Source organism: Mycolicibacter sp. MU0102 (genome assembly GCF_963378105.1).
GTDB lineage: Bacteria > Actinomycetota > Actinomycetes > Mycobacteriales > Mycobacteriaceae > Mycobacterium > Mycobacterium holstebronense.
On the sequence record NZ_OY726398.1, the window covers coordinates 2,609,398 to 2,622,951 of the forward strand.

Annotated in this window: 14 protein-coding genes; 4 read left to right on the top strand and 10 right to left on the bottom strand. The window is 67.1% G+C overall.

Features of this window, described 5'->3' with window-relative positions:
• Window positions 1–6: 6 nt before the first annotated feature.
• Window positions 7–1,362, bottom strand: a complete 1,356-nt coding sequence (locus RCP37_RS12110; protein WP_308483361.1) for an LLM class flavin-dependent oxidoreductase — start codon at window positions 1,360–1,362, stop codon at window positions 7–9.
• A 69-nt stretch (window positions 1,363–1,431) separates the two neighbouring features.
• Here RCP37_RS12110 and RCP37_RS12115 point away from each other — a divergent pair, with 69 nt between their 5' ends.
• Complete coding sequence (locus RCP37_RS12115; protein WP_065041379.1) at window positions 1,432–2,091, top strand: GntR family transcriptional regulator; 660 nt, start codon at window positions 1,432–1,434, stop codon at window positions 2,089–2,091.
• Between the two features lie 20 nt (window positions 2,092–2,111).
• Here RCP37_RS12115 and RCP37_RS12120 read toward each other — a convergent pair whose 3' ends face one another.
• The 3 genes from RCP37_RS12120 to RCP37_RS12130 all read right to left on the bottom strand — a co-directional run bounded on the left by RCP37_RS12120 (window position 2,112) and on the right by RCP37_RS12130 (window position 5,535).
• Window positions 2,112–3,452 (bottom strand): replication-associated recombination protein A, encoded by a 1,341-nt coding sequence (locus RCP37_RS12120; RefSeq protein ID WP_308483362.1) that lies wholly within the window; start codon window positions 3,450–3,452, stop codon window positions 2,112–2,114.
• A 26-nt stretch (window positions 3,453–3,478) separates the two neighbouring features.
• Window positions 3,479–4,588 (bottom strand): NDMA-dependent alcohol dehydrogenase, encoded by a 1,110-nt coding sequence (locus RCP37_RS12125; protein ID WP_308483363.1) that lies wholly within the window; start codon window positions 4,586–4,588, stop codon window positions 3,479–3,481.
• Window positions 4,589–4,683: 95 nt separating this feature from the next.
• Window positions 4,684–5,535 carry a DUF3097 domain-containing protein gene (locus RCP37_RS12130; RefSeq protein WP_308483364.1) on the bottom strand — a complete coding sequence of 284 codons (852 nt, stop codon included), beginning with the start codon at window positions 5,533–5,535 and terminating at the stop codon, window positions 4,684–4,686.
• A gap of 417 nt (window positions 5,536–5,952) precedes the next feature.
• Here RCP37_RS12130 and RCP37_RS22190 point away from each other — a divergent pair, with 417 nt between their 5' ends.
• Complete coding sequence (locus RCP37_RS22190; protein WP_373693007.1) at window positions 5,953–6,381, top strand: transglycosylase family protein; 429 nt, start codon at window positions 5,953–5,955, stop codon at window positions 6,379–6,381.
• A 6-nt stretch (window positions 6,382–6,387) separates the two neighbouring features.
• Here RCP37_RS22190 and RCP37_RS12140 read toward each other — a convergent pair whose 3' ends face one another.
• Both RCP37_RS12140 and aspS read right to left on the bottom strand, forming a co-directional pair.
• On the bottom strand, window positions 6,388–6,801 hold the full coding sequence (locus RCP37_RS12140) for a PaaI family thioesterase (RefSeq protein WP_308483365.1): 414 nt from the start codon (window positions 6,799–6,801) through the stop codon (window positions 6,388–6,390).
• A 44-nt stretch (window positions 6,802–6,845) separates the two neighbouring features.
• Window positions 6,846–8,615, bottom strand: a complete 1,770-nt coding sequence (gene aspS, locus RCP37_RS12145) for an aspartate--tRNA ligase (protein WP_308483366.1) — start codon at window positions 8,613–8,615, stop codon at window positions 6,846–6,848.
• A 109-nt stretch (window positions 8,616–8,724) separates the two neighbouring features.
• Here aspS and RCP37_RS12150 point away from each other — a divergent pair, with 109 nt between their 5' ends.
• Window positions 8,725–9,822, top strand: coding sequence for an ESX-1 system-associated protein (locus RCP37_RS12150; RefSeq protein WP_308483367.1), 1,098 nt, complete (start codon window positions 8,725–8,727; stop codon window positions 9,820–9,822).
• A gap of 151 nt (window positions 9,823–9,973) precedes the next feature.
• Here the strand turns inward: RCP37_RS12150 and RCP37_RS12155 are convergent, their stop codons facing one another.
• From RCP37_RS12155 to RCP37_RS12170, 4 genes are all read right to left on the bottom strand, one after another.
• The gene (locus RCP37_RS12155) at window positions 9,974–10,258 is read right to left on the bottom strand and encodes a WXG100 family type VII secretion target (RefSeq protein ID WP_047317298.1); all 285 of its coding nucleotides are present in this window, start codon (window positions 10,256–10,258) and stop codon (window positions 9,974–9,976) included.
• A 20-nt stretch (window positions 10,259–10,278) separates the two neighbouring features.
• Window positions 10,279–10,578, bottom strand: a complete 300-nt coding sequence (locus RCP37_RS12160) for a WXG100 family type VII secretion target (protein WP_083022909.1) — start codon at window positions 10,576–10,578, stop codon at window positions 10,279–10,281.
• A gap of 85 nt (window positions 10,579–10,663) precedes the next feature.
• Window positions 10,664–11,866, bottom strand: a complete 1,203-nt coding sequence (locus RCP37_RS12165) for a PPE family protein (protein ID WP_308483368.1) — start codon at window positions 11,864–11,866, stop codon at window positions 10,664–10,666.
• A gap of 14 nt (window positions 11,867–11,880) precedes the next feature.
• Window positions 11,881–12,180: a PE family protein gene (locus tag RCP37_RS12170; RefSeq protein WP_308483369.1), complete on the bottom strand. Its 300-nt coding sequence runs from the start codon at window positions 12,178–12,180 to the stop codon at window positions 11,881–11,883.
• 495 nt (window positions 12,181–12,675) lie between these two features.
• Between RCP37_RS12170 and ypfJ the strand changes: the two genes are divergently transcribed.
• A complete protein-coding gene (ypfJ, locus tag RCP37_RS12175) occupies window positions 12,676–13,551 on the top strand; it encodes a KPN_02809 family neutral zinc metallopeptidase (protein WP_308483370.1) in 876 nt (291 codons plus the stop codon).
• The last annotated feature ends 3 nt before the right edge of the window (window positions 13,552–13,554 follow it).

Sequence of the window (13,554 nt, forward strand, 5' to 3'; positions counted from 1 at the left end):
CCCCCGTCATGCTGGCACGGCGGCCGCGGCGGGCCGGGGTAGGCCCAGGTGCTCACGCAGGGTGTTGCCTTCATAGTGGGTGCGGAACAGTCCGCGACGCTGCAGCTCCGGGACGACCATGCGGACGACGTCCTCGTAGGAACCCGGCGAATGCGTTGCGGCCAAGACGAATCCGTCGCAGGCGCCGCCATGGAACCACTCCTGCATCTGGTCGGCGACCTGAGCGCCGGTACCGACGAAGCGTGGTCCCTGCAGCAGGGTGGCCCGATGCCCGGCAAGGTCGCGCAACGTGATATCACCGCCGATGTGGGCGCGCAGGTTCTGCACCAGACCGCGGATTCCTGACACCGACGCGATCAGCTCGTCGGTGATCGGATCGTCGAGGTTGTGCTGGGCGAAGTCGTAGTTCATCAGCTCCGAGAGCAGCGTGAGCGACGCCATCGGGTGCACCAGGTCGTTGAGCAGGATCTGTTCGCGGTCTTTGGCCTGGGCCTCGGTTTCGCCGACCACCGCGTAGGCCATCGGGCAGAGTTTCACTGTCGCCGGATCACGCCCGGAGTCGCCGATACGTTCCTTCTGATCGGCGTAGTGGCTGCGCGCCACCTCGATACCCGGGTCTCCGGTGAAGATCAGATCCGCCCAGCGGGACGCGAAATCGCGGCCGCGGCCCGACGACCCGGCCTGCAGGATCACCGGACGGCCCTGCGGGGTGCGCGGCACCGTCAACGGTCCACGCGAGGAGAAGTACTCGCCGATGTGGTTGAGTTCGTGCACCTTGGCCGGGTCGGCGAAGATGCCGGCGCCGCGATCGGCCACGATCGCGCCGTCTTCCCAGGTGTCCCAGAGCCCGGCGACGACGTCGAGGAACTCGTCGGCGCGGTCGTAGCGTTCGTCGTGGCTGAGATGGCTTTCCAGGCCGTAGTTGTGCGCCTCACTGTCATTGACCGAGGTCACCACGTTCCACGCTGCCCGGCCGCCCGACAGGTGGTCGAGGCTGGCGAAGGTGCGGGCCACGTGGAACGGCGGGTAGTACGTGGTGGAGTACGTGGCGCCCAAGCCGATCTTCGCGGTCGCCTGGGCGAGAACGCCGAGCACCACGGACAGATCCAGCTTTACCGGCCGCGCTCCGTAGCGAACCGCTTCGGCGACCGAACCGCCGTAGATGCCCGGCATCGCGAGTCTGTCGTCAAAGAACATCAGATCAAAGCAGCCTTCTTCGAGCTGCCGGCCGATCTTGGCGTAGTAAGAGGCGTCGAGGTAGCCGTGCTCGCTGGCGGGGTGGCGCCACGATCCGGCGTACACCGAGGCGTTGCCGGCCTGCATGAAGGCGACCAGCGCCATCTGATCGGTCCGTTTCGTCATACCCCACTGTCTATCATCTGATATATCAGATATCAACTATTGAGTTTCAAAGGCGTGTACGCTTCGCCTGTGGCGGCCAACAATGTCGACATCGGGGGCACCGTGCGCGAGCGCGCGGCCCGCGAGTTGCGCAACCGCATCCTCACCGGTGAATTGGCGCCCGGCACCCGCCTCGACCTGGACGCCATCACCACGGAGTTCGCCACCAGCCGCACGCCGGTGCGCGAGGCCCTGCTGGAGTTGTCCTACGAAGGCCTCGTGGAGGTCGCACCGCGCAGCGGCGTCACGGTGATCGGCATCCGCCCCGAGGACGTACTGGACAGCTTCACCATCCTGGGCGTGCTGACCGGCCAAGCCGCCGCCTGGGCCGCCGAGCGGATTTCCTCTGCCGACGTCGAGCGCCTGCGGACGCTGACCGCCGAAGTTGAGGCGCTGCGCGGCTCGGACGCCATCGGCGACGCCAACTGGCAGTTCCACCAAGAGATTCATCGGGCCGCACATTCGCCGCAACTGCTCAACCAGATCCGGCACGCGGCGCGGGTGGTACCGACGAACTTCCTGACGGTGTTCCCCGAGCACGAGCACCATTCACTGGAAGACCACCGCAAGCTGGTGCAGGCCCTGGCCGACCGCGACGCTGAAGCCGCGCGCGCCATTGCCGAGCAGCACGTTCTGGACGCCGGACGCTCCCTCGCCGACTGGCTGGGCCAGACCGGCTCGGCCGGCTGACGAAAAGCACGCCTGGTGAGCTAGCGGCGCCGGATGATGGCCCTGAGTCGCGCCAGTCGCCCGCCGATCTCGCGTTCCACTCCCCGACCGGTGGGCTGGTAATAGTCCACTCCCACCAGATCGTCGGGTGGATATTGTTGCGGCACAACACCGTCGGGATGATCGTGGGCGTAGCGGTAGCCGACCGCATTGCCCAGTGACTGCGCTCCCGCGTAGTGCCCGTCGCGCAGGTGCGCCGGCACCGCCCCGGCTTTGCCGGCCCGGATGTCGGCCATTGCCGCGCCCAGCGCGGTGGTCACCGCGTTGGACTTCGGCGCGGTGGCCAGGTGCACCGTGGCGTGCGCCAGGGTCAGTTGCGCCTCGGGCATGCCGATCAACGCGACGGTCTGCGCGGCGGCCACCGCGGTCTGCAGCGCGGTCGGATCGCCCATCCCGATGTCTTCGCTGGCCAGAATCATCAGCCGGCGGGCGATGAACCGCGGGTCCTCCCCCGCGACCAGCATCCGGGCGAGGTAGTGCAACGCGGCGTCGACATCGGAGCCGCGCACCGACTTGATGAACGCGCTGATCACGTCGTAGTGCTGGTCGCCGTCGCGGTCGTAACGCACCGCGGCCTGATCCAGGGATCCCTCGACGATCTCGACGGTGATCTGTTCGCCCGCCGCCACCCCTTCCGACGCCACTTCCAAGGCGGTCAACGCCCGGCGGGCGTCGCCGGCGGCCAGCCGAACCAGCAGGTCGACCGCGTCGGGTGCCACCTCGATGCGTCCGCCCAGGCCGCGTTCGTCGTCGATGGCGCGCCGCACCACCGTGGCGATGTCCTCGGGCCCCAGTGGCCGCAGCTGCAGGATCAGCGACCGGCTCAGCAGCGGGGCGACCACCGAGAACGACGGGTTCTCGGTGGTGGCGGCCACCAGCAGCACCACTCGGTTCTCCACCGCCGCCAGCAATGCGTCCTGCTGGGTTTTGGAGAAGCGGTGCACCTCATCGATGAACAACACGGTCTGCTCGCCGTAGGCGGCGGCACGTCGCGCGGTGTCGATCACGGCGCGCACCTCTTTGACCCCGGCACTCAGCGCTGAGAGCGCCTCGAATCGGCGTCCGGTGGCGCCGGAGATCAGCGAGGCCAGCGTGGTCTTGCCGGTGCCGGGCGGCCCGTAGAGGATGACCGAGGCCGCCCCGGAGCCGTCGACCAGCCGGCGCAGCGGCGAGCCCTGCCCCAGAAGGTGATCCTGGCCGACCACCTCATCGAGGGACGCCGGACGCATCCGCACCGCCAACGGCGTGGACGGGGCGGCGCCGGGTTCGGGCGCCGGGGCACCGGTGAGGTCGAACAGGCCGTCGGACACGCCTTCAGGCATACCATTCCCGCCTGAACACCGTGACGTCAGCGGTGCATGATCACCCCGCGAATGTTTTTGCCGTCACGCAGATCCTGGTAGCCCTCGTTGACCTGCTCCAGGGTGTAGCGGCGGGTCACCAACTCGTCGAGCTTGAGCTGGCCCGCGTCGTAGAGGCGCAGCAGTCGCACGATGTCGTACTGCGGGTTCGCCCCACCGAACAGCGTGCCTTTGATCGTCTTTCCGAACAGGGCCAACATCGTGCCCGACACCTGCACGTCGAGGTCCTCCAGCCGGGCCATCGCGGCGATGACGACGGTGCCGCCCTTGCCGACGGTGTTGATCGCGGCGGTCGTCACGGCCTCACCGAGGTCGCCGACGGTGATCAGCGCCTGGTCGGCCATCTGCCCCCAGGTCAGCTCGGCGATCTTGGCCATCGCCTCGTCGGCGGTGGCGAACGCGTGCGTGGCACCCAGCTTCAAGGCGGTCTCGCGTTTGAACTCCACCGGGTCGACGGCCACCACGTACTTGGCGCCGGCGTGCGCCGCGCCTTGTACGGCGTTGATGCCGACCCCGCCGATGCCGTAGATCACCACGGTGTCCCCGGCGCGCACCCCGCCGTCATAGTTGGCCGTCGCCCACCCGGTGGGCACGCCGCAGCCGGCCAGGACCGCGGTCTCCAGCGGCAGCCAGTCATCGACCTTGACCACCGAGTGCTGCGAGACGGTGGCCCGCTCGGCGAAGGTGCCCAGCATGCAGAACCCGCCGTAATCGGTTCCACCGGAGTGGAACCGGAACGTGCCATCGGGCATGCAGCCCTCCAGGATGGTGGCCCCCATGTCGCACAGGTTCTGCCGTCCGGTCGAGCAGTACCGGCAGGCTCCGCAACTGGGGATGAAGCAGCACACCACGTGATCGCCGGGCTTGACCTTGGTGACCCCGGAACCGACGTCCTCGATGATCCCGGAGCCTTCGTGTCCACCGACGATCGGGAACCGGGACGGCCAATCCCCGTCGGCCAGGTGCAGGTCCGAGTGACACAGCCCGGCCGCAGTGAACTTGATTAGCACCTCGCCCGGACCGGGCCCGTCGAGGTCCAATTCCATGATCTCGAAAGGCTGGTTGGGCGCATGCGCCACGGCGGCAATTGTTTTCATGCCTGCCATCCAACCGGCTCAGACGACCTCGGTGGCCCGATTCAGCCGAATCGCTAACCGCCGGTCCAGCTTCGCCTCTCCTCCGTCGAGGCTCGCTAACCGCCGGATTGAACCGGTTGCGTCACGAAGTCGATCAACTCCTCGACCCGGCCGATCAGATCCGGCTCCAGGTCGGTCCAGTCCCGCACCCGGCCCCGGATGCGCTGCCAGGCCGCGGCGATATCGGCCTGACCGGCGTGCGGCCAGCCCAGCGCGGCGCAGATCCCGTGCTTCCACTCCACGTTGCGGGGAATCTTGGGCCACGCCTGCATTCCGAGCCGCTCCGGCTTCACCGCCTGCCAGATGTCGATGTAGGGATGCCCGACGATCAGGGTGTGTGCACCGCCGGGTCCACGGCGCACCGCCTCGGCGATGCGAGTCTCCTTGGAGCCGTCGACCAGATGGTCGACCAGCACCCCGAGCCGGCGGCCGGGCCCGGGCTGGAATTCGGCGACGATGCCCGCCAGGTCATCGATGCCGCCGAGGTATTCAACCACCACTCCCTCGATGCGCAGGTCCTCACCCCAGACCTGCTCGACGAGTTCGGCGTCGTGGCGGCCCTCCACGTAGATGCGGCTGGCCAGCGCGACCTTGGCGCGTGCGCCACGTACCGCCACCGAGCCCGACGCCGTCCGGACCGGCGCCGTGGGTGCGACCGGGCGAGGCTCGGTGAGAATCACCGGCTTGCCGTCGATCAGATAGCCCGGGCCGACGGGGAAGCCGCGGGTGCGGCCGTGCCGGTCCTCCAGATCCATCCGCCCGTAGGCGATGCGCACGACGGCCCCGACGAAGCCGCTTTCGGCGTCTTCGACCACCATGCCGCGCTCTAGAGGCACCTCCACCGAGCGGACTCTGCGGGCGGCGTGCGGGTTGCTGGCGAGGATGTCGGTTCCATAGCGGTCGGCCACCCGAGGCAGCCTAGCGCCGATCGCGAGCCCGGCGGAGCCGGGCGCGGCGGGTCGGGGCCATCCGCCTAGGGGCGTCCGGCCATGCCGCCGGGGAACCGGGTGCGCGATTCCGGCGATTTTTTCTCGGCCAGCCCACGCCGGGAGGCCCCTTCTCCGCGACTAGCCAACTACCACTCTGGCCCCAATAGTCACTTCAGCAACATTAGCAACTCAAAATTCTCTTAATTTCTAAGAGATCTCTCGCAACATACGTAACAATCACAACTTCGTTAACTCAAACAACTGCTGTTTACTTTTGCCTCAATTTATAACAACAAACCCATTTGCATCTTTAGGTGACCAAAATGTGCAATTTCATCATTTATCGCGTTATGCTCTGAAACCTCACTGATAGACACCTATCACGGAGGTTGTGATATGTACCGGAACACGGCACGGCGTGTCGTGCAGTTTGGACGGCGGCAGCTGACTTGGGCCACGTCCGGGCTGATCACCGGGGGGATTGTGGGCACACTGCTGTCTTCAGCCGGCGTGGCTCATGCAGACAACATGGCGATGGGCTGGGATGCGGTCGCCCAATGCGAATCGGGCGGCAACTGGGCCGCCGATACCGGTAATGGCTTCTACGGCGGTTTGCAGTTCAAGCCATCGACGTGGCGCGCATTCGGCGGTGTGGGATCTCCGGCGAAAGCGTCGCGAGAAGAACAGATCGCGGTCGCCACTCGGGTTCTCGATGAGCAGGGTCCGTATGCCTGGCCGAAATGCGGGCCGGGACGCGTATTCCCGTCGTCGGTGAAGGGCTGGGTGCCGCCGGCAATGCGTCAGCTGCTCAAACCGTTCTGGTGAGCCCGGCTACGGCGCCTTCGCCGACAGCACCGCCTGGGTCTGGGTGACCCGGGCGACCAGCTTGCCGTTGTCGTCGGTCAGGTCGGTCTGCACGACGATCGTCGTACGGCCGACGTGCAGCGGAATGCTGGTCGCCGTCACCACGCCCGCACGCACCGCGCGGAAGAAGTTGGTCTTCGACTCGATCGTCGAGGTGCTCGCGCCCTGCGGCAGGTTGACCACCGCGCACACCGCTCCGGCGGTGTCGGCAAACGCCATCAGCGCTCCCCCGTGCAGCATGCCACCGGTGGTGCAGCGCTCCGGAGCCCACGGCATGGTCGCGCGCACCTCTTGGGGTGACAGTTCAGCGATCTCGATCTGCAACGCCGCCGCGAACGGCATGTTGGCGACGACCAGGCGGGCGAACTCAGCCGAATCCATGCCGTCAGCCTTGCCGACCGCCCCGCCGCTGTCTAGCGCCTACCTCAGCGCTGTTGGGGCACCGCGTCGATGCCGGCTTCCTTGCGCTGCGCAGCGGTGATCGGCGCCGGTGCGTCGGTCAGCGGATCGATGCCGCCACCGGACTTCGGGAACGCAATGACCTCGCGGATCGAGTCGACACCGGCCAGCAATGCCACCACCCGGTCCCAGCCGAACGCCAGACCGCCGTGCGGCGGTGCACCGAAACTGAAGGCGTCCAAAAGGAATCCGAATTTCTCGTTCGCCGACGCCTCGTCGATCCCCATGACCTTGAAGACCTGCTGCTGAATGTCGCGGCGGTGAATACGGATCGAGCCGCCGCCGATCTCGTTGCCGTTGCACACCACGTCATAGGCGTCCGCGAGCACCGAGCCGGGGTCGGTCTCCACACTGCCGGCGTGCTCCGGCTTGGGCGAGGTAAAGGCGTGGTGCACCGCAGTCCACGCGCCGGAGCCGACGGCCACGTCGCCGGCGGCGGTGGCGTCGTCGGCGGGCTCGAACAGCGGAGGGTCGACCACCCAGGTGAACGCCCAGGCGTCCGGGTCGATCAGGTCCAGGCGCCGAGCGATCTCACCACGAGCCGCCCCCAACAGCGCGCGAGACTGCTTGGCAGGTCCGGCCGCAAAGAAGATGCAGTCCCCCGGCGCCGCACCCACGTGCCCGGCCAGCCCGGCACGCTCAGCATCGGTCAGGTTCTTGGCCACCGGCCCGGACAGCTCTCCGTCCTCGCCGACCAGCACGTACGCCAGGCCCTTGGCGCCGCGCTGCTTGGCCCACTCCTGCCAGCCGTCCAGCGTCCGGCGCGGCTGCGACGCCCCGCCGGGCATGACGACCGCACCCACGTACGGGGCCTGGAAGACCCGGAAGGTGGTGTCGGAGAAGAACTCTGTGCACTCCACCAGTTCCAGGCCGAAACGCAGGTCGGGCTTGTCGGAGCCGAACCGGCGCATCGCGTCGGCGTAGGTCATCCGAGGCAGCGGCAACGGCAGGTCGTAGCCGATCAGCGCCCACAGCGCCTTGAGCACCGCTTCGGCGATGCCGATCACGTCCTCGGAGTCGACGAAGCTCATCTCCAGGTCCAGCTGGGTGAACTCCGGCTGCCGGTCGGCGCGGAAGTCCTCGTCGCGGTAGCAACGGGCGATCTGGTAGTAGCGCTCCATGCCGGCCACCATCAGCAGCTGCTTGAACAGCTGTGGACTCTGCGGCAGCGCGTAGAACGAACCGGGCTGCAGCCGCGCCGGAACCAGGAAGTCGCGGGCACCTTCGGGAGTGGAGCGGGTCAGCGTGGGCGTTTCGATCTCGACGAAGTTTTGCTCCGCCAGCACCGAACGGGCGGCCGCGTTGGCCCGCGAACGAAGTCGCAGTGCGGCGCCGGGCCCGTCTTCGCGACGCAGATCCAGGTAGCGATGCTTGAGCCGGGCTTCCTCGCCGGCGGACTCGTCGAGCTGAAACGGCAAAGCGGCAGACTCATTGAGAACCGTCAACCCCGTCGCGTTGATCTCGATGGCCCCGGTGGGCAGATCGGGATTCTCATTGCCTTCGGGGCGAACCTCGACGACACCGGTGACCGCCACGCAGAACTCGGCCCGCAGACGGTGCGCCTGCTCCAGGACAGCGGCGTCGCGGAACACCACCTGCGCCACCCCGGAGGCGTCGCGCAGGTCGATGAAGATGACACCGCCGTGGTCACGTCGACGCGCCACCCAACCGGCAAGCGTGACGCTGAGCCCGGCGTCGTTAGCCCGCAGTGAGCCGGCGTCGTGGCTGCGCAGCACGAAATACCCCCTTGGTGACGGTTAGTTCGATAACGGTTTGACGGTCGCCAAGTCTAGAGCCCTCTCGTGACACTGCCCCGCGCCGGTCGGTGCTTTAAGCTGGCTCACTGTGACTAACGGCACCGATGACCTCGACTTTGACTACGACGACGAGGACGAAGACGAGGACTACGACGAGGCCGACGCCCCTAAACAGAACAAGAGCCTCAAATGGGGGTTGGCCGCGGTAGTCGTGCTGGCCGTGGTTGCTCTGGTGTTGGTCGCGGTGGTGTTGCTGGGCGGTGACCCCGGCAAGAGTTCGCTGGACGGCTCGGCCTCCAGCCGCAGCGCGGCGACGGCGGGTATCGCCAGCGCGGACGACACGGCTCCGGTCTCGATCATCATGGATGACCCCAGTTGTACCGCGTGGACATCGATCAGCAGCAACCTGTCGAGCACCCTGTCGATGCTGGGACAGGGGAAGTGGAATGAGCGCGACCAGTCGATTCCGGCTTCGGCGTGGAGTGACGAGCAGAAGAAGCAGTACCTGGCCGCCGGCCAGGTGGTGCGCAACGCTGCCGCCCAGACCGTCGGTCTGGTGAAGTTGACCCCGCACCGGGTGATGCGCGAACTCTACGAGCAGTTCATCGCTTACGCGCGGACCTTCGTCGAGCACATTCCCACCTACACCGAGCGGGACGCCGCCCTGGCCGGCACTGCGCACAGTGCGGCATCGGCGCTGGCGGCGATCTGCGCCGCCGCCAACAACGGCTCGGCGGCGACCCGCGCCCCGCTGGTCGAAGCGCAGAGCGCGCCCACGAAGACCGCCTCGCCGGGCAACCCGGCCAACCCGCAGCGATACCTGACCGGATCTAATCCGGTGTGCGCGGACTGGAAGGCCACGCTGGACAAGTTCGGGGTCGACGCCGCCGAATGGCACGGGATCGACCCCAGCATCCCGGGGACCTACTGGAACCCGCAGCAGAAGGCGGTCAACCTGGCGGTGGGTCCCATCATGATCAGCCTGGCCAACAAGATGCAGCAGCTGGGCCGCCGCAGCAATAACCCCACCCTGCAGGACTTCGCGGAGCTGTCCGCCCAGTACCGGCGGGCGTTCGTGTTGGCGCTGCCGACCTACGACCCGACCGACAACTACCTGGCCAATGCCGCGACGTTCCTGTCCACCACGGTGCTGGGTGCATGCTCGTCGGCAGCGATCACGGGCTGACCACAGCACACTAGACGCGCTGACACAGTGGCCGGGGCTGATTAGCCCCGGCCACTGTCGGCTTAGCGCCGGCCGTCCCGCTCTCCCCAGAATGCAAGAAACCGGCGCAGCCCGCAGGCTGCGCCGGTTTCTTGATCGCGATTGGCTTGGGTCAGGCCCAGCTGGAGCCGACCGAAGCGTCGGTGTTGGCCATGTTGTTGCCGGCCGACTGCACCTTCTGACCGTGGCTGTTGGCCTGCTCGTAGATCACCGCGAAGTTGCGGCCCAACTGCGCCACAAACTCCTGGCACGCCACCGAACCGGCGCCACCCCAGAAGTCACCGGCGGCCAGCACATCGTGCACGATCGCCTGGTGCTCAGCCTCCAACGAAGCAGCCTGGGCACGAATCAACGCACCGTGGGCATCCACATCACCGAACTGGTAATTGATCGACATGTTCGTGGTTCTCCTTCTGCCTAGCTGCCCGACAGGATCTGCTGCGACGCAGCTTCCTGCTGCTCGTAGTGGTTAGCGTCGCGAATAAGACCGTCGCGCACACCGTGCAACATGTTCACGATGTTGCGGAACGCGGTCTGCATCTGACCCATGGTGTCCATCGAAGTCCGCTCCGCCAGACCACCCCAGCCAGCACCGGAGATGTTCGTCGAGGACGCCCACATCCGACGAGCCTCGTCCTCCACCGTCTGCGCGTGCACATCAAAACGGCCCGCCATCGAACGCATCGCGTCCGGATCAGTCATAAAACGTGTTGCCATGCTTTTTCTCCCTCTTGCTCTTCAATTCGTTGTGATAGCCGGGCGCCGACCCGGCGGACACGTGTGTGTGTTCAGGCCCCTTCCGCTACCCGCCAGCCGGCGAACGGGGCATAACCTTGGGGGCCTTGGCGGCTATCGCGCCCATGCCACGGCCGGCCATCGCGCCCATCATGGCGTGGCCGAACGGGCCGCCCGGCAGTCCCGCCGACATGGTCTGGACCGGGGCGCTGACCGTGGTGGCAGGCAGTACCGGCGCGGCGCGGACCATGCCGTCGGCGGCCGACGCCCAGGCTCCCGGCACCTTCAGCGCGCCCATCGAGGCGGCTTGGCCGAGCTTGGCGGAGATGGCGCTCGTGGCCGAGCTGAAGTGGCCGGCCAGCACGCCGACCGCACCTTGCAGCTTGTCGTTGACGAAGTCGCCGATCTGGGTCATCAGGGTGCCGGCGCCCCCGGCCGCCGACTGTCCGGCCAGCGTGCCCGCCGTTCCGGCCGCTCCGCCCATCCGGGCGAACTGCATCAGCATCGGCAGGAACCGCACCAACATCATCGCGGGCGTGCTCAACGTGTTAACCGGCATCATCAGCTGCGAGATCGTGGTGGCCGAGAGCCTCGGGTCCAATCCGAGTGCGGTGGCCATGTCCTTCATGCCGATCGCGTCGAGCAGCCCACCCACGGTGGCCAAGTCATAACCGGACGGCCCGGTGTTAGGCGGAGTGACGACCGGACCGCCATCGGCCGATCCCGGTGTCCCCTGCGTCGTCGCCTGAGCGGACTGCGGCGGTGTCGACACCTGCTGCAGCGCATTGTTGTTCGCCTCCGCAGAACCGCTGTAGGTGTCCATCGCGGCGCCGTCGGTCGCCCACATCACTTCGTACTGGTGCTCAGTGGCCTGGATCAGCGGGGTGTTCTGGCCAAAGAAGTTGGTCGAGATCAGCGCCAGCAGCATCGCCCGGTTGGCCGCGATCACCGCGGGCGGCACGGATGCGGCCCGCGCCGCTTCGAACAGCCCGGCTGCCTGGGTGGCCAGCGCAGCGTTGTTGGCGGCGGTCGCCGAGGCCTGCTCCAGCCAGGCCACATACGGCGCGGTGGAGGTGGTCGCCGCCGCCGAGCCGGCCCCAGTCCAGGTCGAGTCCAGATTGGCAATCACCGAATGCGTCGCGGTGGCCGACGTCATCAACTCGCTCGACAGCTGAGCCCACGCCGCCGCGGCTTCCAGCAGTGGACCCGAACCGGGCCCGGTATATATAAGCCCGGAGTTGATCTCGGGCGGAAAGACACTGAAACTCATTGAGGCGCCCCGCTTCAGCCAGCAGCCGTGGCGTTGACAGCCTCGGTGAGGGCGTAAGCGTTCGCGTTGCTACCCAAAGTGGCCGCGATCTGCTGGTGCACTGCTGCCGCCTGAGCACTGACCTCCTGGAACAGCGAGCCGTGAACCGAGAAGTGGGCAGCAGTCATCGCCGACACCAGGTCGGCGGCAGGCGCGGTCACACCAGTGGTAGGAGCAGCAGCGGCGGTGACCCCCGCGGTCATCGAGTCGCCGATTCCGGAAAGGCTTCCGGCGGCCGCCGTCAGAATCTCTGGCTGAGCGGTTACGAACGACATTGTTCCTCCTGGGGGGTCGTGCAAGCGTCTCGGGAAGTGTTGGGTACTCGAAGTCGGCGTCAATACTTGACGTACGTCACTCTAGCGGACAGTTGTAATAACGGTCTGATAAAGCTGGGGCGCCCGAGGCGAACGACAACTCGTGGCCGGAGCACCACGGGGCCCTGCGACTACGAGTTGAAGCGTTCACCGAGCAGACGACCTCTCTTGAATCCTGGGGCAGGTAGCTGCGGCAGCCGTCGCTGGAAGCGTCCTATTGCGGCCGGATGCAGAACGTAACACCGGCGCGACCTCGGGGTACAGCACGACGACAAACATTCAGTAAAGCTTTGGGATCTGGTCAGACAAAGCTCTATTCACTTAGCCAAGGCGCGGGATTGGACGCGTTCAACCACGCTGAACCGGGCCTGGCGGCGGGCGCCGGTATGCGAAGCTAAGGTGCCCCAATCGGTCGGCGGGCACCATCTAACTACGGACAACTCCACGGAGCGTGCGATGACCTTCAACGAGGGTATGCAGATCGATACCAGCACCACCTCCTCAGGCGGCGGCGGTCGTGGGATTGCGATCGGCGGTGGCGTTGCCGGGCTGGTGATTCTGGTGGTGGCGCTGCTGTTGGGAGCCGATCCCGGCGAGGTGCTCAGCCAGCAGCCCGTGGATCGCGGTCAGTACACGTCGCCGGGCTTCGACCTCGACAAATGCCGCACCGGCAAGGACGCCAATAAATACGTGCAATGCCGGGTGGTCGCCACGGCCAACTCGGTGGACGCGGTGTGGTCGGACCTGCTGCGTGGTTACACGCGTCCGCGCGTAGAGCTGTTCAGCGGACAGACGTCCACCGCCTGCGGGGCGGCCAGCAGTGCGGTCGGACCGTTCTACTGCCCGGCGGACCAGACCGCCTACTTCGATACCGACTTCTTCAAGGTGCTCGTCGACCGGTTCGGCTCCAGCAGCGGGCCCCTGGCGCAGGAGTATGTGGTCGCTCACGAGTTCGGCCACCACGTGCAGAACCTGCTCGGCGTGCTCGGCCGGGCCCAGACCGGCGCGCAGGGCGCGACCGGCGCCGGGGTTCGTACCGAGCTGCAGGCCGACTGCTACGCCGGGGTCTGGGCGCACTACGCATCGGTGACCAAGCAGGAGGGCACCGGGGTGCCGTTCCTGCAGCCGCTGACCGACCAAGACATCAGCGATGCGTTGTCGGCGGCGTCGTCGGTGGGCGACGACCGCATTCAGCAGGCCGCCACCGGTCGAGTCAACCCGGAGTCCTGGACCCACGGTGCGTCAGCACAGCGTCAGCACTGGTTCACCGTCGGCTATCAGAGCGGCGACCCCAACCAGTGCGACACCTTCGCCGCCGCTGACCTGGGTTAGCCC

Bases quoted from the DNA above. Each gene is read 5' to 3' on its own strand.
- RCP37_RS12110 (WP_308483361.1), bottom strand. From the start codon at position 1,362: ATGACGAAACGGACCGATCAGATGGCGCTGGTCGCCTTCATGCAGGCC.
- RCP37_RS12170 (WP_308483369.1), bottom strand. From the start codon at position 12,180: ATGTCGTTCGTAACCGCTCAGCCAGAGATTCTGACGGCGGCCGCCGGA.
- RCP37_RS12125 (WP_308483363.1), bottom strand. From the start codon at position 4,588: ATGAAAACAATTGCCGCCGTGGCGCATGCGCCCAACCAGCCTTTCGAG.
- RCP37_RS12165 (WP_308483368.1), bottom strand. From the start codon at position 11,866: ATGAGTTTCAGTGTCTTTCCGCCCGAGATCAACTCCGGGCTTATATAT.
- RCP37_RS22190 (WP_373693007.1), top strand. From the start codon at position 5,953: ATGTACCGGAACACGGCACGGCGTGTCGTGCAGTTTGGACGGCGGCAG.
- RCP37_RS12160 (WP_083022909.1), bottom strand. From the start codon at position 10,578: ATGGCAACACGTTTTATGACTGATCCGGACGCGATGCGTTCGATGGCG.
- RCP37_RS12155 (WP_047317298.1), bottom strand. From the start codon at position 10,258: ATGTCGATCAATTACCAGTTCGGTGATGTGGATGCCCACGGTGCGTTG.
- ypfJ (WP_308483370.1), top strand. From the start codon at position 12,676: ATGACCTTCAACGAGGGTATGCAGATCGATACCAGCACCACCTCCTCA.
- RCP37_RS12120 (WP_308483362.1), bottom strand. From the start codon at position 3,452: ATGCCTGAAGGCGTGTCCGACGGCCTGTTCGACCTCACCGGTGCCCCG.
- RCP37_RS12140 (WP_308483365.1), bottom strand. From the start codon at position 6,801: ATGGATTCGGCTGAGTTCGCCCGCCTGGTCGTCGCCAACATGCCGTTC.